Source organism: Streptomyces sp. SDT5-1 (genome assembly GCF_052245995.1).
Lineage (GTDB): Bacteria > Actinomycetota > Actinomycetes > Streptomycetales > Streptomycetaceae > Streptomyces.
In genome coordinates this window covers 7,757,012-7,779,073 of sequence record NZ_CM125963.1, presented here as the reverse complement: position 1 = coordinate 7,779,073, position 22,062 = coordinate 7,757,012, and the positions used below count along the sequence as shown (strand labels likewise).

The following is a 22,062-nucleotide window of genomic DNA, read 5'->3' as shown; positions in this document are numbered from 1 at the left end:
CTCCAGCGGAGGCATGGCGCGATGCAAGCACGCGGGGCGCGAAGGTGTCAACGGGGCCCGATCGTCCGATGGTTGGGCCGCGGGCGCGCTCGCGCTGGCATCATGGCGCGCGTACGGCTCGCGTGACCGGCGACGTACAGCGGCGGACAGACGTGAATCGGGGGGCATGGCATGCGGGGTGGCAGAGTCGCGGTCGTAGGGGGAAGCATCGCGGGGTGCGCGGCGGCGCTCGCGGTGACGCGTGGCGGGGCCGACGAGGTCACGGTGTACGAGCGCGCCTCGGGACACCTCGCCGACCGTGGTGTCGGCCTCGCCATGCACGACGCCCGGTACGCGGAGCTGGAGGCGGCGGGCTTCGTCGATGCGGCGATGCCGTGGCTTCAGATGGTGCGCCGCCGGTGGTACGTGCGGGACGAAGCGGCGGCGGGCGCCGGGCGGCCGTTGGGCCGGGAGATCGCGTCGATGCCGTTCCCGTTCCGCACGTACAACTGGGGTCCGCTGTGGCGGGAGTTGAGTCGACGCGTGCCGGACGGGGTCGACTTCCGGCACGGCGCGGAGGTCGAGGCGGTCGAGGTGACAGCGGACGGCGCGGAGGTGCACGCGGGCGGGCGCACCGAGCGCTGCGACGTGGTGGTCGGCGCGGACGGCTACCGGTCGGCGGTCCGCGCGGCGGTGCACCCCGACATACGGCCGAGGTACGCCGGATACCTGGCGTGGCGCGGCGCCTATCCCTCTGACCGGCTGGCCGATCCGGAGCTGTGGCCGGAGGACGAGTGCGCGTACGTCGTCTTCCCGGGCGGCCACCTGATCGTGTACCGCATCCCGGACGGGACCACGGGCGGCCATCGGGTCAACTGGGTCCTCTACACGGCTCCCCCGCCCGGCCTCGACCGGGGCCTGGAGACACCGACGACGCTGCACCCGGGCACGGCGGGCGACGGCCTGCGCGCTCATCTCTCGTACGTGGCGGCCGAGTTGCTGCCCATCTTCTGGGCCGACGTCGTCCGCTCCACGACGTACGACGAACTGTTCCTCCAACCCCTCTACGACTTCACGGCGCCGCGCTACGCGGTGGACAGCGCGCTGCTCGTGGGTGACGCGGCGACGGTGGCCCGCCCGCACACGGGAGGCGGCGCGGTGAAGGCGTTGCAGGATGCCACGGTCCTCCAGTCGTCCCTGACCTCGGCCCCCGACTGGCTCAAGGCCCTCTCCGCGTACGACGCCGACCGCGCGCCCACCGGCCGTTTCATGGTCGACCTGAGCCGCAGCCTCGGCCGCGCCCTGGTCCAGGACACACCGGACTGGACGTCCCTGGATCAGGCGGGTCTGGAGGCATGGTGGCAACGGGCGGACGGGACGGGCGCGTTGGGCGGTCGGCGACTGGGGCGCGGGTGAGCTTTCTCCCCCTCTCTCCCCCCTACTCCCCTCCTGCCTCCGGCGGAGGTTTCGCCATGAATTTCGCCATGAATCACGCGACCAGCGCGCCTCGTTGCGGCGATCAACGCCGTCTCCGGCCTACAGTGACCGCCCATGAGAAGCCATGCGCCCCGACCCGATCCGATGCTGCTGGCGACCGCCGAGCGGGCCGACCTCGCCGATCTCCTCGACTCCCTGACGGACGAGCAGTGGGAGGCACCCACGCTCTGCGAGGGGTGGTGCGTGCGTGAGGTCGTGGCGCACGTCGTCAGCTACGAGGAGTTGGGGGCAGCGGGCGGCCTGAGGCGGTTCCTGCGGTGCGGATTCAGTTTCGATCGGGCGAACGCGGCGGGGTTGCGGGAGTACGGCCGGCGTTCGCCGGACGAGCTGCGTGACCTGTTACGCCGTCACCTCCGCCCGTCGGGGCTGACCGCGATCAGGAAGGGTGGCGTGGGGCTGACCGACGGCATGGTCCACCACCAGGACATCCGCCGGGCCCTGGGGATGCCGCGCGAGATCCCCGCCGAGCGGCTGCTCCCGACGATCGAGTTCGCGCTGCGGGCGCCCGCGCTGCCCAGCCGCCGCGCCGCCGACGGCCTCGGCCTGCGTGCCACCGACCTCGACTGGTCGCACGGAAGCGGGCCGGCCGTCCGTGGTCCGGGTGAGGCACTGCTCATGGCCGTCGCGGGGCGTTCGGCGGCCCTCGACGACCTGGAGGGGGACGGTGTCGGTCTGTTCCGGGAGCGGCTCGTGGAGCTGCGGGCCCGCGGAGCGTGAGGCCGTCGCGGGCCGGCCCCGACCGACCGGTTCAGCCTCCCGGCGCGTCTCCGGCGGGCGTCGTGCGCATCGCCCGTGCCACCTCTCCCGCCGCGTCGTCCGCCCCCATCCTCTTCGCCAGGGTGAGCAGGCCGCGGTGCGTCAGCAGGCGTGCCGCCGCGCGCGGTACGCGAAGTACGTGGGCCGTCTCGGGTTCCGTCAGGCCGACCACGTGCCGTAGGAGGATCGCTTCGGACTGGGGGCGAGGGAGGTCCGCGAGCAGGTGGACGACGGGGGCGGCGGACGCGGCAGGTGCGCGGCGGTCTTCGGCGTGTGCGAGGCGGCGGGCCGTCCGCGTCGTCCGGACACGGAAGCCGTGGCCGTCGCCCCGGTACCCCGGCAGCTCGCGAGCGATCTCCTGCCACGTCACCGCGGCCACGGTCTCCGCCCGGTCGGGCACCATTCCGCGCAGATAGCCGAGCAGGCCGGGGTGGACGTGCCGGTACACGGCGGCGAACGCCGCCTCGTCGCCGGACCGGGCCCGCGCGAGCGCCCTGTCCAGGGCCTGGTCCTCCGCCGCATCGGGAGGCGCTTGGCCACGACGCGCCAACGTCCGCACCTCTCCCCGACCGAAACCGACGCCCGGAGCGTATGTCACACACCACCCGCTCCACAGCCGCTTGATGATCTTCAACGCACCGGTCCGCGGTCAAGGCTCGCCACCGTTCGTGTCATCGAACGGAACGGAGTGCGGCCGAGTTGAGTGTGCGTCTTCACGGTGGTGTCGACTCCGTGAGGATGGCTCTTCCGCCGTGACAGTTCCGGCGTGGGCCGCGCAGACACAAGTGACCCCCGTGCGGGTCGCAGGTGTCGCCCTTCAGGTCGGCGGGGCGGGCGCCGATCCGCGGAGGCGGCCCGTCTCTCCCCCCGATGTCGGGCCGCCTCCGCACCCGTGAGTCCGTGGCGTCGCGATCGACTGCCTGTGGGGAAGGTGAGCAGCATGGCGGGCGGGGCGGACGCACCGGACACCTTGGCCGGTCGTTACCGGCTCCAGGTCCTCCTGGGGCGTGGCACGTCGGGCGAGGTGTGGCGGGCATCCGACGAGGTGCTCTGCCGGCCGGTGGCGGTGAAACTGCTGCGCGGCGACGGACCGTCCGGCGCGCATCGCTTCCACCTGGAGGCACGGACCGCCGCGCGCCTCAACCACCCCAACCTGGTGGGCGTGTACGACTTCGGTTCCGACGGCGACCGGCTCTTCCTGGTCACGGAGTACGTCGACGGCTGGAGCCTGGCCCAGGAGCGGACCGTGCGGGCCACGCTGCCGCCCGCGGAGGCGACCGGGATCGCCGCGCAGATCGCGGCGGGGCTCGCCGCGGCCCACCGGCGCGGCGTCGTCCACCGTGACATCAAGCCCGCCAACGTCCTGCTGACCACCGAGCGCACGGCGAAGATCGTGGACTTCGGGATCGCCCGTTTCACGGACACGACCGGCACGCTGACGGCGACCGGGAAGATCCTCGGGACCGCCGACTATCTGGCTCCGGAGCGGGCCCAGGGCTACGACGCGCGGCCCGCGTCGGACCTCTACTCGCTGGGCTGCCTGCTGTACCAACTCCTCACCGGGCGGGCGCCGTTCACCGGGGCCACTTCGGTGGATGTGGTGCGGCAGCACGTCGATTCCGTGCCCGCGTCGCCGCGTGAGCTGCGGCCGGAACTGCCGCGGGCGCTGTCCGACTACGTGATGCGGCTGCTCGCCAAGGATCCGGCGGGACGGCCCACGGCCGAGCAGGCGGCGGAGTGGCTCGCAGGGGGCGGCGCGGAGCCGGTCGCCGCCGATGGCGCTCGCCGGTCCGACGGGGCGCGTGCCGGGGCGCACTCCCGACCGCGCGGGTACCGCAAGAGGGCCACCAAGGCGGCCGTCTACGGCGTCGGTGTCGTCCTGCTGACCTCGGCCGCGGCCCTCGGCTCGACGCTGCACGAGCGGGACGCCGAGCCGTCGCGGTCGCCCGAACCCACCCCGTTCGCGGTGCCCTCGGCGCACCCGACCGCGTCGCCGCCGGGTGCGCCGTAGCGGAGGGTCAGGCCGCCCGGTTGATACGGGCGGCGATCCCGTGGCCGACCAGGAGATAAATGACCGCAGGAAGGCCGTAGTTCAGGACGACACGAACACCCTCGGTGTCCATGGTGAAAATGTCCTGCGCCCACCATCCGAGCCAGTCGGCCGTGCCGTGCACGAAATCAACGAATACGTTCGCCTGATTCGCGCCGAGCAGGAAAAGCGCGATCCACAGGACCAGGAATCCTGCCGCGACATCCGCGATGGTGCTGACGGTGAGAGCCGTGCGACGCGCACCGTTTTGCGGGCGCGCACCGTACTCGGCGTCCATGCGTCGATCATGCGTGGGGTACCCCGAAGCCGGGTCGATGTTGCTCACGAGAATTCCGTTCTGGACGTTCTGAAGGGTGGGACGTCGACTGCTCTGTTCTTCTGCGTCGCGGCGGCCGGAAAGTGTTACACCGGCCGCCGCGGCGCCGTCGACTAGCGGTCGCTGGTGACGGTGACGGGGGCGTCGCCGCGCAGTTCGTTCACCAGCTGTTTCACCTTCGGCATGTCCCAGGCCAGATTTCCGCCGACGCTTCCGGAAATCGGCATGTTCATCGACTTCCCCTGGCCGCTGTTGACGTTCTTCATCGCGAGGAACATCCGGCCGAGTTCGTACGGGTTCATGTCCTTGTCCACGACGAGGGTGTCGAGGCCCGCGCTCATCAGGGGGTAGACCGTGAACGGGTTGAGGAGCGTGCCGGGCGACGCCGCCTGATTCGAGAGGGTGGACAGGAACTTCTGCTGGTTCTTGGTGCGGTCCAGGTCGCTGCCGGTGAAGGCGTGCCGGGTGCGGACGTAGGCGAGGGCCTGCTTGCCGTCCAGGGTCTGCTCGCCGGCCTTGAAGTCGGCGCCGGACCACTTGTCCTGGAAGCCCTTGTCGAGCTTCATGTCGACGCCGCCCATGGCGTCCACGACGTTCGCGAACCCGGCGAAACCGATCTCCGCGTAGTGGTCGATGCGCAGTCCGGTGTTGTACTCGACGGTGCGGGTGAGGAGCTGCGGGCCGTCGAAGGCGTACGCGGCGTTGAGCTTGTTGGCGCCCATGGCGGGGCGCATCTGCCCGGACTCGGAGCCGCGGAACTTCGGGATGTTGACGTTGGAGTCGCGGGGCAGGGAGATGAGGGTGGGGTCGCCCTGGCCGACGTGCAGGATCATCATCGAGTCGGTGCGCTTGCCCTCGGCCGCGCCCGTGTGGAGGTCCTTCTCCTGCTGCTTCGACATTCCCTCGCGGCTGTCGGAGCCGACGATCAGGTAGTTCGTTCCTTCGCCTGCGGCGGGCCGGTCGACGACCTTCCCGAGGTCGACCTCCTTTCGCAGGTTGGAATCGATCCAGAAATAGGTTCCGCCAACAATCAGGAGCAACAGTACGAGGATCGTTATGAGCAGCCTTCTGAAGCGGCGCCCCCGACGACGATAGGGCCGACCGGAATCGGGGGGAACATCACCGCCGGGATACGGCGCCGCCATCGGACGCTGCTGCGGATGCGGTCCACGCATACCGTCCGGGCGAGGCGCGGCATATCCGCCCTCGAAGCGATCCTGGAAATCGACGTTCTGAACGCCGCGCCTCTGATTCATGCGGGGCAGTGTGCATTCCGCACCGCCCCCGCGAGCAAGTCGCCACCGCCCACACCACAAATCCGACGTTGACCTACAACCCGCCCCTCGTAAAGGGGACCCACCCCTCAATTCCGACAACAGGCCGAGGAATCCTCACGCCCAACGCCCCCACCTTCCGCCGAACACTCACAGAAACCACGAAAACGCCCCGCGATGTTCACGCCTCCACACCGCGGAATCCCGCTCCACGGAACCAGAACCCTCGCTCCCCGCATCTCCTTCCACGACCGCAGCCGCCACACACCACGGGGAGTACGAGCAGTTGACCACCGAGACCACACACCAGGACGACCCCGCGGCGCCCTGGTGGGCCGACCTCGGGGCCTGGGGAGCCGTCGCCCTCATCGCCTTCGGTGCCCTCGCGGCAGCCTGGGTCACCCTCCGCCTCCCCGGCACCCCGGACAACCTGGCCTCCGGCTACTACGGCGCCGCCAAGGTCCTGGCCATCGGCATGGTGGTCGCCGGAACCGCCCTGCTCGGCCGCCGCCGCACGCGCGGGGTGGCCAACGAGGAGGACGCGTAGGCCTGTTGGGGGCAGCACGGCCCGCCCGGTCGGACCGCCGCGGGCGCGTCGACGCATGGAACACGCAGTCCGGCGGGAAGGATCCCCGTCATGGCCGACTCAGCTCTGTGGATCGGAGCACTCACAGCGGGCACCGCCGTACTCGCCAGTTGGGTGACCAGCCGCGGCACGTCCCGAGCCGCGGAGATCCAAGCCGCGGCGGCGGAGCGCACGCAGCGCGTGGTGCGGATCAGTGAAGCACGCCGCGCCGCGTACATCAGCCTGATCGAGCAGGCCCACAAGATGGCGGAGCTGTACTGGTCGGCCTCCGACGTCTACTCTTCCGGCAACCCGCGCGTGGAGCAGCTGCCGAAGCTCAAGGAGATCCGGCTCGCCCTCCGCGAGGAGTACGGCCGGCTGCGCCACCACATCTGGGTCATCGGCCTGGAGGGCCCCGACAACGTCGCCGCAGCCGCCGAGGCGCTCCGTCTCACGACTCGGCCCGCCTACCAGGCGCTCGAGGCGTCGATCGCCGGTGATCCCGACGCTCCCGCCCTCTTCAACGAGTGCTACGACCCCTTCTGGAACTCCGTCCTCTCCTTCGTGTCCGTGGCGAGGACCGCCGTTCACGGTTTGTGAGGGCGCGGCGGCGTTGCAGGATGTTCGGGGTCGTGGTGGTTCGGTGGTGAGGAGGGGTGGATGCTCAATCTGGTGCATGTGCAGACGTTTCAGGCTGTGCTGGAGACCGGGTCGCTCAGTGCTGCGGGCAAGCGGCTCGGGTATACGACGTCGGCGGTGTCGCAGCAGGTGGCGGCGCTCGAGCGGGGGCTCGGTGTGCGGCTCTTCGAGCGGGGGCCGCGGAGTCTGCGGCCGACGCATGCCGCCGAGCGCGTCGGGTTGGTGGCGGCATCGGTGCTGAACCGTGTCGACGACCTGGAGGCCGAGGTGCGCGGCCTGGCCCGCGGCGACCGTGGCCGGCTGCGCCTGGGGGCGTTTCCCACCGTGGGCGCGCAGTTGGTGCCGCGGGCGCTGGCGCGGCTGGTCGGCCGGTTCCCCGAGGCCGAGTTCACGGTGCACGACGACGCCCGGTCGGCGGCGGTCGCGGAGGCGGTGCACAGCGGCCGGATCGATCTGGGGCTCGTCTTCGAGTACGACGTGGTGCCCGAACGGTGGTCGCCGGAGCTGACCGTGCACCCGATGCTCGACGAGGAGATCGTGGTGCTCTCGGGCGCCGACCGGCACGACCGGCTGCCGCCGAGGGTGGAGCTGGCGTCGCTGGCCGAGGAGATCTGGGTGTGCAATCCGGCGGGTTCGACGGGGCGGGCCAACCTCCAGCACTGGTGCGCGCGGGCGGGTTTCGCGCCGCGCATCCGGTTCGAGACGGACGACTTCGACGTGATCCGGGGCATCGTCCGGGAGAACCTGGGCATCGCGTTCGCCCCTGCCCTCGCTCTCGGTGTCGACTCGTCGATCCTCATGCACCGGATCAGCGACCACCGCCCGCGCCGCCGGGTCCGCGCCGTGCATCGGGCGGACGACCCCAACCCGCTGCTCGACGAGGCCCTCACGGCCATCAAGGAGGGCATCGCGGCCTTCGTGGAGTGGACGACCGGCGCCTTCGAGACGGACACGGAACGGCTGCCGCTGGCCCGGCCGGACGCCTGAGCCGGCCACCGCGCACCCAGGCGACCGCACGCCCGGGCCCTCGCACCCTTCGCACCCTCAGAACACCGCGTTCTCCAGGACCGCCCCGGCCCGCTCCCCGAACCTGCCGAGCGCGAGCGCGCTCAGGTCGAGCGGTGGCGCCCCGTCGAGGAACCAGCCCGCCACGGCCTCCCCCACGGCCGGCGCCTGCATGAAGCCGTGTCCGGAGAACCCGGCGGCCACCCACAACCCCGGCACCTCCTCGACCGGGCCCACGATGGCGTGGTCGTCGGGTGTCATCTCCCGCAACCCCGCCCAGCCACGGGTCACTTCGAGGTCGGCGAGGGCAGGGAACCGGTGGCTCAGCGCCGCGGCCAGCGAGCCGACGCGCTCCCAGTCGACCCGCGCGGTGTCGCTGCTCGGGACCTCGCGGTCGTTCCCGCCGATCACCGCGGTGCCGCCCGCCGCCTCCGGATGGACGTACGCCCCCGTGGCCATGTCCACCGTCAGCGGCAGCCCACCGTGCACGCCCGGCAGCGGTCCCGTCGCGAAGGCCTGCCGCGAGTGCGGGTGCACCGGAATGTCGACGCCGCACAGCCGGCCCACCGCCCTGGACTGCGGGCCCGCCGCGATGACGACCCGGTCGGCCTCGATCACTCCGTCCGGCGTCCGCACGCCCGACACGGCGCCGTCCCCGTCCCTGTCGATGGCCACGACGGGGGTGCGCTGGAGGATCCGCACCCCGTGCGCGCGGGCGGCCCGCAGGAACCCACCGACCGCGTCGGCCGGTGACGCGGAGCCGTCGGTCGGGGTGTAGGTGGCTCCGACGAGGTCGTCGGTGCGGATGCCGGGGAAGACATCGGCGACCGCGTCGGGGGCGAGGCTCTCGACGGGCACACCGAGCGAGCGTTGCAGCGCGGCGTTCCGCTCGAAGGTGTCCCGCGTCGCGGGGTCGGTCAGCAGGAACAGGTAGCCGTGCTGCCTGAAGGTGAGCGGGTGTCCGGTGCGTTCGGCGAAGGTCAGCCAGAACGGCAGGGAGCGCTGGGCGAGTTCGATGTTCACGCGGGAGGAGAACTGGCGCCGGATCCCGCCGGTCGCCCGCGCCGTGGCGCCCTCCCCGACGAGCCCGCGTTCGACGATCGTGATGTCCCGGTGCCCCCGCGCGCTCAGGTGGTGGGCGATGGACGCCCCGATGATGCCGCCGCCCACGACGACCACACGCCCGTCCAGTGCTGTCATGCGGCCGATGCTCTCCCCGCCCCGCGGGCCCTCGCAATCGACCGAGGTGCAGGGGATCTGAAGGCAGGTTAAGGGACGCGTAACCTGCCCCCTCTACCGAGCCACGTCCCGCCCCGTTACAACCGCTAGAACCGCTCGAACCGCTCGAACCGCTCGGACCGGCACGACACCCGGCAGCCCCACCCGCACACCCTCCCCGCCCTCCCCCGGATGCCCTGCGAAGGGATCGCTCATGACCGCCGCCCCCGCCGTCACCATGGACAACGCACGCCCCACCCCCTTCCACTACCGCATAGCGGTGTTCAGCGCGGGAGGGATGCTGATCGACGGCTACATCCTCGGCGTCCTGACGATCGCGCTGCCGCTCCTCCCGACGAACTTCGGGATGACACCGCTGTGGGAAGGCCTCGTCGGTTCGTCGGCCCTGATCGGCCTGTTCCTGGGCGCGCTCACGCTCGGGCTGCTGGCCGACCGGATCGGCCGGAAGAAGCTCTACACACTGGACCTGGTGCTGTTCCTGGTGGCGTCGGTCGCGCAGTTCTTCCTCCAGGACGCGCTCCAGCTGTTCCTGGTGCGCCTGGTGGCCGGCCTCGCCATCGGCGCGGACTACGCGGTGAGCCCCACGTATCTCGCGGAGTTCCTGCCCACGAAGCTGCGCGGGCCGCTGCTCAGCAGCCTCGCCGCGATCTGGCGGGTCGGCTTCCTGGCGGCGGTGGTCGTCGGCTTCCTGTTGCAGGACATGGGTCCCGACGCCTGGCGGTGGATCCTGGCCAGCAGCGCCGTGCCGTCCGCGGTCATCGCGGCGCTGCGCATCGGTGTGCCCGAGTCACCCAGGTGGCTCGTCCAGCAGGGCCGGCACGCCGAGGCCGAGGCCATCGTGAAGCGGCACATCTCCCCCGATGCCACCATCGACGACATCGTGCTGCGCGCGGGCCACGGACAGCATCGGGAACCGCGGCCGCTGCGCACCCTGTTGAGCCGGACGTGGCGCGGCAGGACGTTCTTCGCGGGCTTCTTCTGGATCGCCCAGTCCACGCCGCAGACCGCCATCTTCACCTTCCTGCCCACCGTGTTCCTGTCCCTCGGCGTCGAGGGCGGCGGCGCCACGGTCCTCCAGAACGTGTTCTTCGCGGTCGGCGGTCTCGTCGGCATGGTGGTCATCAACCGGGTCGGCCGACGGCGGCTGCTGATCTCCACGTTCTGGCTGATGGCGTTCAGTGTCACCGCGCTCGCCGTGCTGCCGAGGCCCGGCGCCACGATCGTGATCGTGTGTCTCAGCCTGTACGCCTTCATCGAGGCGGTCGCGGGCAACCTGCAGTTCGTCTACCCCAGCGAGCTGTTCCCCACGTCGCTGCGCGGCGCCGGTACGGGGATGGCAGCGGCGCTCAGCCGGATCGGCGCGGCGTTCGGCACGTTCGTGTTCCCGATCCTGCTGGCGTCGTTCGGCATCCGGGCGGTGATGATCGGCACGGTCGCCTTCCTCGTCCTGGGTGCGCTGGTGTCGCACCGGATGGCTCCCGAGACGGGCCGGGACGGGCTCACCGAGGACGACGGCCGCCCGCACGACGAGGTCGAGCGGGGCGGCCGGGTCCTCAGCCCGGAGTGAGCGATCCGGCGCCCACAACGACGTGCCGGGACCTCAACGCCGGTGCACCGCGCGGTAGTCGAGCCCGAACCCGCGCTCGTACAGCGGGTGCGACGTGTCGTCCGGGACGTCGCCCTGCTGCGCCTCCACCTCCTTCATGGACGACGGCAGTTCGAAGGGGAGCCTGCCGCCGGGGTCACGGTCGCCGAAGACGGTGTCGAGCAGGACGCGGTCCGAGACACCGAAGTTGGCCAGGACCGCGTCGGCGGTGCGGGTGACACCGGTCAGGACGAGCGGGCGGTCCAGCTTGGGCACGGCGACGGTCGGTGTGCCGCTCGCCGCGGCCTCGCGCAGCGCCTGGTACGACGCGTCGGACTCGGGGAACTCCAGGCCCGTGAGGTCGGATCCGGCCCGCGGGTCGGCGAGCCGTACGACCGCGAGGTCGGCGTCGGCCGGGTCGTCCACGACGGTCAGTCCGCGCGCCTCGGCCGCTTCGGCGGAGACACCGTGCAGGTAGACGGTGCGTACCGTGGAGGAGCGCGCGGGCAGGGTGCGGTCGGCGTTCTTCAGGAGTGTCAGCGAGTCGGCCTGCGCCTCGTCGCCGACCGCCTGGAACGCGGCGCCGCCGACGATCCGCCCGGCCGCCTCCTCGTCCACGTACGGGTTCTCGAAGAGGCCGAGGCGGAACTTCTGCTCCAGGACACGGCGGGCGGCCTCGTCCACGCGCCGCTCGTCGACCAGCTTCTGCCGTACGGCCTGGACGACGTACGAGGGTTGGTCGCTGCCGCCGATCTGGTCGACGCCGGCGTTGAGGGTGAGCGCCGTGCGCTGGAGCACGGACCGGTCCTCGACGCCCCAGGGCATGCCGACACCCCAGGACCCGACGAAGGAGGCCGGTGGCCGGGTGTTCCGGCACTGCTCGGGGCACTCGCCGGTGATGCCCCAGTCGGAGACGATGACACCGTCGAACTTGTAGGTGCCGCGCAGCAGGTCCTTGAGCAGGTACGAGTTGAAGCCGGCGCCCACCTGGTCCAGCTTGTGGCCCTTGTACGTGAGGTCCTTGAGGATGGAGTACGTGGGCATGATGCCGGAGGTGTGCGCGGCGAACGCGCCCTTGAACGGGGTGATGTGGTCCGCGAAGTTCCTGCCGGGGAACGTGGCGTAGCGGCCGTAGTAGTAGTGGCTGTCGTATCCGTTGGCCTGGGCGCCGTAGCCCACCCAGTGCTTGGTGACGGTGGCGGCGCTGTCGGGGCCGAGGCCGCGGGAGCCGTGCTGCATGCCCTTGACGTAGGCGTTGACCTGGCGGCCCGCGGCGTTCGGGTCGGAGCCGAAGGTGCCGTTGATGCGGGTCCAGCGGGGTTCGGTGGCGATGTCGGCCTGCGGTGAGAGGCCTTCGGTGATGCCGACGGCCCGGTACTCGCGGCGGACGATGTCACCGAGTCGTTCGGTGAGCCGGGTGTCGTGGGCGGCGGCGATGCCGATGGCGTCGGGCATGGCCGTGGTGCCCGCGCCCGCGACGGTCTGGCCCTCGACGACGGAGAACCCGTTGCGCGGGTCGGTGGAGATCACCACGGGGATGCCGAGGCGCTGCTTCTCGGCGACGGCCTGCACGCTGTTGTTGGCCGCGGCGACCTTCGCCGGGGACTTCGAGAGGCGGGTGATGGCGGTGGTCACGTGCCGGTCGCCGACGAGTTGGGCCGTGCCCGCGGCGTCGTAGCCGTCGCCCGATGTGGGGAGTGTGCCGTGGACGAGGAGCCCGGCCTTCTCCTCGAGGGTCATCCGGGAGAGCAGGTCGCGGGCGCGGGCGGCGGCGCTCAGGCGCCAGTCCTCGTAGGGGGTGAGGCGGCCGTTGCGGTCCAGGTCGCGGAAGCGGATGCCGTCCTGCGCGAGGATCGGTGCGTCGCGGGAGGACAGCGCGGGCGTCGTGGCGGGTCTTCCGTGGGCGCCGGCCGGGGCGGTGAGGATGCCGGGCTGGGCGACGAGGGCGGCGACGGTGCTGATGGCGGCCCCGACGGCCAGCCTTCGCCGGCCGCCCGTGCGGTGATTACGTGAACGCATGCGTTCCTCTCCATCGAGGTCCACTTGAGCGCTTGCAGGGCCTCCTGCGCAGCCACGTCGCCGGTCGGCGGCCGGGCAGCGCGGAGGGTCACGCCTTCATGCTGTGAAGCGATGCATCACCGGAGCGCCTCAAAAGTAGGTTGCACATTCAAGCGTTGCAAGAGGTGTGACATCACGCGCTCGACTGGTCACGCCGGAACCGGGCGGCGAGTTCGCCGATGGTGTGGTCCGCGGGGCGGCGTCGGCCCCTACCCGACTCCCTGCGTGGCGACGTCGAAGAGGCGGTTGTCGCCGTCGTCCGCGAAGTGCAGCTTGCCGGGCTGGGTGGCGTGGATGACCACCACGGTGCCGCCCTGCACATGCTCGCCCGGCTGGAGGCTGTCGGTCGAGGTCAGGTCCTCGGGGAGGTACGCCTCGTCCAGGTAGCCGGGGTCGACGCCGGCGACCTGGCCGTCCTCGCCGGTCCACGTGATGTTGGAGTTGTACGGCATCATGTCGATCTGGTCTTCGCCGGTGTTCTCGACCTTGAGCGTGACGACGACCAGTTCGTCTCCCTGGGAGAGGTCGGCGTACGAATCGGCTGGCAGATCGGCGGAGCCGTACTCCTTCACCGACACCAGGGTGACGTCCGCGGACCCTTCGAAGGTGCTGAAGTCCTCGTCGCTGATCTCGGCGGTCTTCAGGTGCACCGTCTCGCCGGCCTTGAGCGTGGCGGGCTGGGACGACGATTCCGGCTGCGACTCCGAGGGGGTGTCCTGTTGGGGCTCCGACGGGGTCTTCTTCTGCGTCTCGGTCGAGACCGTGTCGCCGCTGGTGTCCTCGCTCGTGCTGGTGCCGCAGGCCGCCGCTCCGCCGAAGAGGACGAGGGCCGCGCCGGTCGCCGCTACGACCCTCTTCATCGCGACGCGCCTTCCGGGCGGCGTGCCAGGCGGACGACGGCGTAGGTGATGCCGAGGATGATGTCCGTCACGGCCCAGAAGATGACGATGAGGCCGACGCCGATGGCCGTGCCGACGCTTTCGGCGTCGTTGCAGGTCTGGGAGCGGGCGAGTGCCGCGAACTCGCCTTCAACGTTACGTCCGCTTTATTGGCGTTTCTACGGTCCCTCTTTTCGTGCTTCCGCCGTCGTGCACGCAGGTGCACGGCCGCCGCGCGGGCCCGACTGCCCCGGCCCTGCCCTCCCCGACCCCCGACCTCTACGATCAGGTGGCGTTTCGACGTCGAACGCCGAGCAGTCGAGGAGAGGATCGTTCATGCGTGCTCGCAACATCGGTGCGGCAGCCGCGACAGCAGTGGCCCTGGTGGCCGCCCGCGACCTCGTGCAGAAGAAGCACGCGCTCCTGCGGAACTTCCCGGTGATCGGGCACGCCCGGTACATGCTGGAGACGATAGGGCCCGAACTGCGGCAGTACGTGGTGACGTCCAACGACGAGGAGCGTCCCTTCAGCCGCGACCAGCGCACGTGGATCTACGCGTCGGCGAAGGAGGAGAACAACTACTTCGGCTTCGGCACCGACAACGACGTGGAGCACGTACAGGGCCACCCGTACATCAAACAGCGCACGTTCGCGGGCCCGTTGCCCGATCTGCACGACCCGCAGGCCCCGCTGCCCTCGGCGAAGGTGCTCGGCGGCCCGCGCGGGCGCGCCAAGGCGTTCCGCCCCGCGAGCGTCGTCAACATCTCGGCGATGAGCTTCGGTTCGCTGTCCGGCGCCGCCGTGACGGCGCTCAACAAGGGCGCGGCGCTGGCCGGCACGATGCACAACACCGGTGAGGGCGGCCTGTCGCCCTACCACCGCAACGGCGGCGATCTCGTCCTCCAGATCGGCACCTCGTACTTCGGCTGCCGCAACGACGACGGCACGTTCAACCTCGACAAGCTCAAGGCCGTGGTCGAGAGCGCCCCCGTCAAGGCACTGGAGATCAAGCTGTCGCAGGGCGCGAAGCCGGGCCTCGGCGGCATGCTGCCGGGCGCGAAGGTGACGTCGGAGATCGCCGAGATCCGCGGCATCCCGGTCGGCAAGGACTGCGCCTCGCCCTCCCGGCACACCGCGTTCCACGACGTCGACTCGATGCTGGACTTCGTGGAGCTGCTGGCCGCGGAGACGGGTCTGCCGGTCGGCATCAAGAGCGCCGTCGGCGAGATGAGCTTCTGGGAGGAGCTGGCCACGCTGATGGCGCGCGGCGACCGCGGCGTCGACTTCGTGACCATCGACGGCGGCGAGGGCGGCACCGGCGCGGCCCCGCTGATCTTCAGCGACTCGGTGTCGCTGCCGTTCAGGATGGGCTTCTCGCGCGTCTACAGCACGTTCGCCGAGCACGGGCTCACCGATCGACTCACCTTCATCGGCTCGGGCAAGCTGGGCCTGCCGGAGAACGCCGCCGTGGCCTTCGCGCTCGGCGTCGACATGATCAACGTGGGCCGTGAGGCAATGCTGTCGATCGGCTGCATCCAGGCGCAGAAGTGCCACACGGACAAGTGCCCGACGGGCATCGCGACGCAGGACCCGTGGCTGGTGCGCGGCGTCGACGCGCCGTCGAAGGCCAACCGTGCGGCGATGTACCTGCGCACGCTGCGCAAGGAGTTGCTGAAGGTGTCGGGCGCGGTGGGTGTCGCCCACCCGTCGCTGATCACGCCGAACGACATCGACATCATGAACGGCGACTACGACGCCCGCAGCCTGGCGAGCGTGTACGGCTACAAGGACGGCTGGGGCGAGCTCGGCACGGACCTCACCGAGGAGATCACCGAACTCCTCACCGGCGAGTCGGCCCCGGAGCCCAAGCCGGGGGTCTGACACCCGGATTCGCACGGTCAGACCGATCCGGCCGACGGTGCCGCCCTTGCACCGTCGGCCGATGCGCGTCAGCCCGTGGGCGCGGTGCGCAGCAGGTGCGGTCCGAGGTCGGCGACGGTCGCGGCGCCGAGGAGCTGCATGGTCACCTCGATCTCCTTGGCGAGCAGGTCGACGACCCGCGACACACCTTCGCGGCCGCCCGCCATCAGCCCGTACAGGTACGCGCGTCCGATGAGGGTGAAGTCGGCTCCGGCGCACAGCGCGGCGACGATGTCCGCGCCCGACATGATCCCGGAGTCGAGGATGATCTCGACGTCGTCGCCCGCCTCGGCCCGCACCTCGGGCAGCGCGTGCAACGAGACGGGCGCGCGGTCGAGTTGGCGCCCGCCATGGTTGGACACGACGAGCCCGTCGGCCCCGGCGCCGAGGGAGCGGCGCGCGTCCTCGGCCGTGAGCACGCCCTTGACGAACAGCTTGCCGGGCCACTGGGACCTGATCCACTCCAGGTCCTCGATGGACAGCGTCGGGTCGAACATCGAGTTGATGAGCGTCGGCAGGTCCTGGCTCGTGCCCGACAGGGACGCGAAGCTGAGCGGGTCCGTGGTCAGGAAGTTGAACCACCATTCAGGGCGGTACGAGGCGTCGAGCACGGTCCTGAGGGTGAGCCGGGGCGGAATCACCATGCCGTTGCGGGCGTCGCGCAGCCGCTGGCCCGCGACGGGTGTGTCGACGGTGACGAGCAGGGTGTCGAAGCCGTTCGCGGTGGCCCGCTGGAGGAGGTCGAGCGAGCGCTGCCGGTCCTTCCACAGGTACAGCTGGAACCAGCGGCGCCCGTCCGGCGCCGCGGCGGCGACCTGCTCGAGGGAGCGGGTGCCCATGGTGGACAGGGAGAACGGGATGCCGGCGGCCGCGGCGGCGCTCGCTCCGGCGTCCTCGCCCTCGGCGTGCATGAAGCGGGTGAAGCCGGTGGGCGCGATCCCGAACGGCAGCTCGGACCGCGCTCCGGCGATGTCGGTGCCGAGGTCGACCTTCTCGGTGCCGTGCAGGATGCGCGGCAGCAGCACGACGTCGTCGAAGGCCCGGCGCGCCCGACGGGCCGTCAACTCACGCTGGGCCGCCCCGTCGACGTAGTCGAAGGCGGGCCGCGGTGTGCGGCGCCTGGCTATGGCGCGCAGGTCCCACACGTCGGCGGCCCTCCCGAGCCGGGCGGCGCGTCTGTCGGGGTTGAATCCGTCGAACTTCAGCAGGGGACGCAGCTCGGAGATCTGGGGCAGTCGGTGTTTCATGACCGCACGCTACAGGTCGCCCCGTGGCGCGCACCTGCCCCGGCGGCGACACCCCGGGCCGCTCGTGTCATCGCCGGTCAGGAGCCATAGAGTGCTCACAAGGGGGCCTCGCGGTACGTGAGGACCGCGGGCCGCACACCACGGCCCTTCCGCTCGCACGCTTCTGGAGATTTGATGTACGCAGTCACCGACCCGGCCACCGGCGAGACCGTCGAGACCTACCCCACCGCGACCGACGCCGAGGTGGCGGCGGCGGTCGACGCCGCGCACAAGGCGTCCGCGTGGGGCCGCACCAGCACCGTCGCCGAGCGTGCCGCGCTGCTGCGCCGCCTGGGCGATCTGCACGCCGAGCACCGCACCGAGCTGGCGGACAGCATCGTGCGCGAGATGGGCAAGCCGCGCGACGAGGCGGAGGGCGAGGTCGACTTCTGTGTCGACATCTACCACTACTACGCCGATCACGCCGAGGAGTTCCTCGCCGACGAGGAGCTGAACGTGACGTCCGGGCCCGGCCGCGCCGTCGTGCGCCGCAGCCCGGTGGGCGTCCTCCTCGGCATCATGCCGTGGAACTTCCCGGCGTATCAGGTCGCCCGGTTCGCCGCCCCGAACCTGGCGATCGGCAACACCATCGTCCTCAAGCACGCCCCGCAGTGCCCCGCCACGGCGGCGCTCCTGGAGAAGCTGTGTGCCGAAGCGGGCTTCCCCGCGGGCGCGTACGTCAATGTGTACGCCACCAACGAGCAGATCGCCGAGGTCATCGCCGATCCGCGCGTCCAGGGTGTCTCGCTGACCGGTTCGGAGCGGGCGGGCGCCGCGGTGGCGGAGATCGCCGGCCGCAACCTGAAGAAGGTCGTCCTCGAGCTCGGCGGCTCCGACCCGTTCGTGGTGCTCGCCACCGACGACCTCGACGCCGTCGTGGAGTCCGCGGTCGCCGCGCGCCTCGACAACACCGGTCAGGCCTGCAACGCGGCCAAGCGCTTCATCGTCGTGTCCGACCTGTACGACGCGTTCGTGGAGAAGTTCGCCGCGCAGCTCCTGGCCCGCCAGTCCGGCGCCCCGCTGTCGTCGGTGGCGGCAGCCGACAACCTGGAGCGGCAGGTGGCCGCCGCCGTCGCCGAGGGCGCCACGCTGCACACCCAGGGCGAGCGCAAGGGCGCCCACTACCCGGCGGGCGTCCTGACGGGCCTGACCACCGAGTCCCCGACGGCGCGGCAGGAGCTGTTCGGCCCGGTCGCGATGGTGTTCAAGGCCGCGGACGAGGCCGACGCCCTGCGGATCGCCAACGACACCCCGTACGGCCTGGGTTCCTACGTGTTCACGACCGACCCCGAGCAGGCGCAGCGCGTCGCCGAGGGCATCGAGGCGGGCATGGTGTTCATCAACGGCGTCGGCGCCGAGGGCTCGGAGCTGCCGTTCGGCGGCGTCAAGCGCTCCGGCTTCGGCCGTGAGCTGGGCCGCCCCGGCATCGAGGAGTTCGTGAACAAGAAGCTGATCCGCACCGTCGCGTAGCTCCCGCGCGCGTGTCCCGAGGGCGTCGGCCGAACCCGTTCGGTCGACGCCCTCGGTGTTTCGGCCACAATCGGTGCCACAGGAGCCGGTTGTGTCGGGAGGGGACACGGGTGAGCGAGGGGTTCAAGCGCCGTGAGCAGAGCCAGTGGGGCGAGGGGGCGGCGCTGAAGGACGAGATCCTGCGCACCGCGGCCCGGATGCTGATGGAGTCGGGCCGGGAGGGCGATCTGTCACTGCGTGCGGTGGCCCGCGAGGTCGGCATCGCGGCGCCCAGCGTCTATCTGCACTTCAGGAATCGGGCGGAGCTGGTGGCCGCGCTCACGCAGCGGGCCTTCGGGCGGCTCGCGGTGGAGTTGCGCACGGCGCGCGAGGCGGCGTCGGCGGAGGGTCCGCGGGGCGCGCTGCGGGCGATGGCGCGGCACTACTGCGCGTACGCGCTGGACAACCCCCGCGTGTATCGGCTGATGTTCGGCATCGAGCGGATCCAGGTGCCCCGTGAGGAGGCGGATCCGAGTCCGCTGCGCGAGGTGCGTCAGGTGTGGCAGGACGCGGTGGCTCCGCTGCGGCGCGGTGAAGAGGGGCCGGGCGACGAGCAGTTGGCGGTGCTGCTGTGGGCCTCGCTGCACGGCATCGTGTCCATGTCGGTGGCGCTGCCGTTCCCCAGCGACCGGGAGTCGGTGCTGGCCAGGGCGGACGACCTGTTGGATCTGCTGCCTTCCGGGGCGTGAAGTCCCAACGCACGCAGGATGCTTGGAGAGTCGGCCGAATAGCGATGTTTCAACGGGAAGGACTCGATCACATCGTTGCCCTAGGCACCTAACACTGTTAGGCATGTGGGGACGCACCAGCGCCACCGATCACGCACCCTCTCCCCACGGAGGCCTCGATGACCGACACCCAGGTCGCCCCCGCGACCGACCTCCCCACGCACCCGAGCCCCCGCGCCGCCGGCTGCCCCTTCGACCCGCCGCCCGCCCTTCACGCCCTCCAGCCCGAGCAGCCGCTCGCCCGCGTCCGTATCTGGGACGGCAGCAGCCCCTGGCTGATCACCCGCTACGACCACGTGCGTGCGCTGCTCGGCGATCCGCGGGTCAGCGCGGACGTGAACGCGGACGGCTACCCGCACACCTCGGAGGGTCGGCGGGCGAGCGCCCGAACCCGGCAGACGTTCCTGACCATGGACGACCCCGACCACGCGCGGATCCGCCGCATGGTGACCGCACCCTTCGCCGTCAAGAAGATCGAGACGCTGCGCCCCTCGGTCCAGCGCATCGTCGACGACCTGATCGACGACATGCTCGCCGGGCCCCGGCCCGTCGACCTGGTCCAGGCGTTCGCCCTCCCGGTCCCCAGCCTCGTCATCTGCGAACTGCTCGGCGTGCCCTACGCGGACCACGACCTGTTCCAGCGCAACACCCAGGTCATCGTCAAGCGCGACGCCAGCCCCGAGGAGTCCGTCGCCGCCACCACGGCCCTCGCGGACTATCTGGAGGAGCTGCTGGCGGCCAAGGAGGCGCGCCCTGCCGACGACCTGCTGTCCGAGCTGGCCGTCAAGCGGGTGGCCACCGGGGAGATGACACGGCGCGAGGCCGCGCACATGGGTGTGCTGCTGCTCGGCGCCGGACACGAGACGACCGCCAACATGATCGCCCTGGGCACCCTCGCCCTCCTCCAACACCCCGATCAGCTGGCCGCCCTGAGGAACGCTCAGGACCCGAAGACGGTCTCCGCGGCCGTCGAGGAACTCCTGCGCTACCTCAACATCACGCACTCGGGCCGCCGTCGCGTGGCACGGGAGGACATCGAGATCGACGGTCAGGTGATCCGCGCGGGCGAGGGCATCATCTTCGCCAACGAGGTCGCCAACCGCGATCCCAACGCGTTCGCCGGCGACCCCGACACGCTCGACATCACCCGCGACGCCCGCCGCCACGTCGCCTTCGGCTACGGCGTGCACCAGTGCCTGGGTCAGCCGCTCGCCCGCGTCGAACTCCAGGTCGTCTACAGCACGTTGTACCGCCGCATCCCCACCCTCGCCCTGGCCACCGACATCGACCGGCTGGAGTTCAAGCACGACGGCCTGGTGTACGGCGTCTACGAACTCCCCGTCACCTGGTAGCCACCACTCCCCGTACGAGAAGAGAAGCGAGAGTCACCATGCACATCACCGTCGACCAGCCCAAGTGTGTCGCCTCCGGCCAGTGCGTCATGCTCGCCCCCGACGTCTTCGACCAGGACGACGACGGCATCGTCGAGCTGCTCACCGACACCCCCGACGCCGCGCACCACGACGACGTACGCGAGTCGGCCGCCGTCTGCCCCGCCGCCGCCATCCACCTGGCGGACAAGTGACCCAGCACCGGCCGCCGCGCCGGGTCGTGGTCGTCGGGGCGTCGGCGGCGGGCCTCGCCGCAGCCGAGACACTGCGGCGCGAGGGCTACGACGGGCCCCTCGCACTCGTCGGCCGCGAGGCCCATCCGCCCTACGACCGACCTCCGCTGTCCAAGCAGGTCCTGTCCGGCGCCTGGGAGCCGGAGCGGACCGCGCTGCGCCCGGCCGCCGACCTCGCCGCGCTCGACCTGGACCTGCGCCTCGACACGTCGGCCACGGCCCTGTCCACCGACACCCGCACCGTCACCCTCTCCGACGGCTCCGCCCTCGACTACGACGGCCTGGTGATCGCGACCGGCGTACGGCCCCGGCGGCTGCCCCAGTGCGAACTGCGGGGCGTGCACGTGCTGCGCGACCTGGACGACGCCCTGGCACTGCGTGACCGGCTGAGGTCGGGGCGGCGTCTCGTCGTGGTGGGGGCCGGGTTCCTGGGCGCCGAAGTGGCCTCCTCCGCACGCGCGTTGGGCGCCGATGTCACCCTCCTGGAAACCGCCCCGCTCCCCCTCGCCCACGCGGTCGGCCACGAGGTCGGCGCCCACCTCGCGCGGGTCCACCGCGCGCACGGCGTGGACCTGCGCACCGGCGTCAAGGTCGACGAGCTGGTGGCCGACGCGGGCCGCGTCACCGGCGTGCGCCTGGCGGACGGGGCGCTGCTCCCGGCCGACGACGTCCTCGTGGCCATCGGCTCCGAGCCCAACACGGAGTGGCTCGCCGACAGCGGGCTCCGCGTGGCCGACGGGGTGGTGTGCGACCAGTACTCCGCCGCGGCGCCCGGCGTGTACGCGGCCGGGGACGTGGCCCGCTGGCAGCATCCGCTGTTCGGCACGAGCATGCGCGTCGAGCACCGTACGAACGCCGCGGAGCAGGGCATGGCCGCCGCCCGCAACCTGTTCAGTCCGGAACGGCCCAGGCCCTTCGCGCCGATCCCGTACTTCTGGTCCGACCAGCACGGGCTCAAGATCCAGGCGTACGGGCACCTGCGCGGCCACGACGAGGCACGGGTGGTGGAGGGATCCCTGGCGGAGGGCCGTTTCCTCGTCGCGTACCGCAGTCGCGCACGGCTCACCGGGGTGCTGTCCGTCGGCATGCCGCCGAAGGAGCTGCGGCGGTGGCGGGCGGCGATCGCCGCGGGGGCCGACGGGCCCTGAATCCTC

Annotated in this window: 20 protein-coding genes; 13 read left to right on the top strand and 7 right to left on the bottom strand. The window is 71.4% G+C overall.

The features are described 5' to 3' along the window. Nucleotides 1-171: 171 nt before the first annotated feature. Together ACTWJ8_RS35845 and ACTWJ8_RS35840 are read left to right on the top strand one after the other, a co-directional pair. Nucleotides 172-1,395 (top strand): FAD-dependent monooxygenase, encoded by a 1,224-nt coding sequence (locus ACTWJ8_RS35845; RefSeq protein ID WP_443261668.1) that lies wholly within the window; start codon nt 172-174, stop codon nt 1,393-1,395. 135 nt (nt 1,396-1,530) lie between these two features. Continuing rightward, the gene (locus ACTWJ8_RS35840) at nt 1,531-2,193 is read left to right on the top strand and encodes a maleylpyruvate isomerase family mycothiol-dependent enzyme (protein WP_356373060.1); all 663 of its coding nucleotides are present in this window, start codon (nt 1,531-1,533) and stop codon (nt 2,191-2,193) included. A 31-nt stretch (nt 2,194-2,224) separates the two neighbouring features. On the opposite strand, the gene ACTWJ8_RS35835 is transcribed toward ACTWJ8_RS35840, so the two are convergent. After that, nucleotides 2,225-2,782 carry an RNA polymerase sigma factor gene (locus tag ACTWJ8_RS35835; RefSeq protein WP_443261667.1) on the bottom strand — a complete coding sequence of 186 codons (558 nt, stop codon included), beginning with the start codon at nt 2,780-2,782 and terminating at the stop codon, nt 2,225-2,227. A 390-nt stretch (nt 2,783-3,172) separates the two neighbouring features. Here ACTWJ8_RS35835 and ACTWJ8_RS35830 point away from each other — a divergent pair, with 390 nt between their 5' ends. Then, nucleotides 3,173-4,243, top strand: a complete 1,071-nt coding sequence (locus ACTWJ8_RS35830) for a serine/threonine-protein kinase (protein WP_443261666.1) — start codon at nt 3,173-3,175, stop codon at nt 4,241-4,243. A 7-nt stretch (nt 4,244-4,250) separates the two neighbouring features. On the opposite strand, the gene ACTWJ8_RS35825 is transcribed toward ACTWJ8_RS35830, so the two are convergent. Beyond that, nucleotides 4,251-4,607, bottom strand: a complete 357-nt coding sequence (locus ACTWJ8_RS35825; protein WP_443261665.1) for a hypothetical protein — start codon at nt 4,605-4,607, stop codon at nt 4,251-4,253. Nucleotides 4,608-4,711: 104 nt separating this feature from the next. Continuing rightward, a complete protein-coding gene (locus ACTWJ8_RS35820) occupies nt 4,712-5,854 on the bottom strand; it encodes an LCP family protein (protein ID WP_443261664.1) in 1,143 nt (380 codons plus the stop codon). Nucleotides 5,855-6,158: 304 nt separating this feature from the next. On the opposite strand from ACTWJ8_RS35820, the gene ACTWJ8_RS35815 reads away from it, so the two are divergent. The 3 genes from ACTWJ8_RS35815 (at nt 6,159) to ACTWJ8_RS35805 (ending at nt 8,063) form a co-directional block, all read left to right on the top strand. Beyond that, nucleotides 6,159-6,419: a hypothetical protein gene (locus tag ACTWJ8_RS35815; RefSeq protein ID WP_356373063.1), complete on the top strand. Its 261-nt coding sequence runs from the start codon at nt 6,159-6,161 to the stop codon at nt 6,417-6,419. A gap of 90 nt (nt 6,420-6,509) precedes the next feature. Continuing rightward, nucleotides 6,510-7,037 (top strand): hypothetical protein, encoded by a 528-nt coding sequence (locus ACTWJ8_RS35810; RefSeq protein WP_443261663.1) that lies wholly within the window; start codon nt 6,510-6,512, stop codon nt 7,035-7,037. 60 nt (nt 7,038-7,097) lie between these two features. Beyond that, entirely contained in the window at nt 7,098-8,063 is a 966-nt protein-coding gene (locus tag ACTWJ8_RS35805) for a LysR family transcriptional regulator (RefSeq protein WP_443261662.1), read from the top strand. 57 nt (nt 8,064-8,120) lie between these two features. Here the strand turns inward: ACTWJ8_RS35805 and ACTWJ8_RS35800 are convergent, their stop codons facing one another. Then, nucleotides 8,121-9,281 carry an NAD(P)/FAD-dependent oxidoreductase gene (locus tag ACTWJ8_RS35800; RefSeq protein ID WP_443261661.1) on the bottom strand — a complete coding sequence of 387 codons (1,161 nt, stop codon included), beginning with the start codon at nt 9,279-9,281 and terminating at the stop codon, nt 8,121-8,123. A 232-nt stretch (nt 9,282-9,513) separates the two neighbouring features. Here ACTWJ8_RS35800 and ACTWJ8_RS35795 point away from each other — a divergent pair, with 232 nt between their 5' ends. Next, on the top strand, nt 9,514-10,887 hold the full coding sequence (locus ACTWJ8_RS35795; RefSeq protein ID WP_443261660.1) for an MFS transporter: 1,374 nt from the start codon (nt 9,514-9,516) through the stop codon (nt 10,885-10,887). Between the two features lie 33 nt (nt 10,888-10,920). Here the strand turns inward: ACTWJ8_RS35795 and ACTWJ8_RS35790 are convergent, their stop codons facing one another. Continuing rightward, nucleotides 10,921-12,924 (bottom strand): glycoside hydrolase family 3 protein, encoded by a 2,004-nt coding sequence (locus tag ACTWJ8_RS35790; RefSeq protein WP_443261659.1) that lies wholly within the window; start codon nt 12,922-12,924, stop codon nt 10,921-10,923. A 248-nt stretch (nt 12,925-13,172) separates the two neighbouring features. Then, complete coding sequence (locus ACTWJ8_RS35785; protein ID WP_443261658.1) at nt 13,173-13,823, bottom strand: hypothetical protein; 651 nt, start codon at nt 13,821-13,823, stop codon at nt 13,173-13,175. 354 nt (nt 13,824-14,177) lie between these two features. Here ACTWJ8_RS35785 and ACTWJ8_RS35780 point away from each other — a divergent pair, with 354 nt between their 5' ends. Next, entirely contained in the window at nt 14,178-15,722 is a 1,545-nt protein-coding gene (locus ACTWJ8_RS35780) for an FMN-binding glutamate synthase family protein (protein ID WP_443261657.1), read from the top strand. Between the two features lie 68 nt (nt 15,723-15,790). Here the strand turns inward: ACTWJ8_RS35780 and ACTWJ8_RS35775 are convergent, their stop codons facing one another. Next, nucleotides 15,791-17,008 carry an alpha-hydroxy acid oxidase gene (locus tag ACTWJ8_RS35775; protein ID WP_443261655.1) on the bottom strand — a complete coding sequence of 406 codons (1,218 nt, stop codon included), beginning with the start codon at nt 17,006-17,008 and terminating at the stop codon, nt 15,791-15,793. A gap of 174 nt (nt 17,009-17,182) precedes the next feature. Between ACTWJ8_RS35775 and ACTWJ8_RS35770 the strand changes: the two genes are divergently transcribed. The 5 genes from ACTWJ8_RS35770 to ACTWJ8_RS35750 all read left to right on the top strand — a co-directional run bounded on the left by ACTWJ8_RS35770 (nt 17,183) and on the right by ACTWJ8_RS35750 (nt 22,056). Beyond that, nucleotides 17,183-18,517, top strand: coding sequence for an NAD-dependent succinate-semialdehyde dehydrogenase (locus tag ACTWJ8_RS35770; RefSeq protein WP_443261654.1), 1,335 nt, complete (start codon nt 17,183-17,185; stop codon nt 18,515-18,517). 110 nt (nt 18,518-18,627) lie between these two features. After that, complete coding sequence (locus ACTWJ8_RS35765) at nt 18,628-19,245, top strand: TetR/AcrR family transcriptional regulator (protein WP_356373074.1); 618 nt, start codon at nt 18,628-18,630, stop codon at nt 19,243-19,245. A 158-nt stretch (nt 19,246-19,403) separates the two neighbouring features. Further along, a complete protein-coding gene (locus tag ACTWJ8_RS35760) occupies nt 19,404-20,636 on the top strand; it encodes a cytochrome P450 (RefSeq protein WP_443261653.1) in 1,233 nt (410 codons plus the stop codon). Nucleotides 20,637-20,674: 38 nt separating this feature from the next. Further along, nucleotides 20,675-20,869 carry a ferredoxin gene (locus ACTWJ8_RS35755; protein ID WP_356373076.1) on the top strand — a complete coding sequence of 65 codons (195 nt, stop codon included), beginning with the start codon at nt 20,675-20,677 and terminating at the stop codon, nt 20,867-20,869. Continuing rightward, entirely contained in the window at nt 20,866-22,056 is a 1,191-nt protein-coding gene (locus ACTWJ8_RS35750; protein ID WP_443261652.1) for an NAD(P)/FAD-dependent oxidoreductase, read from the top strand. The genes ACTWJ8_RS35755 and ACTWJ8_RS35750 overlap by 4 nt, the downstream gene beginning before the upstream one ends. Nucleotides 22,057-22,062 lie beyond the last annotated feature (6 nt).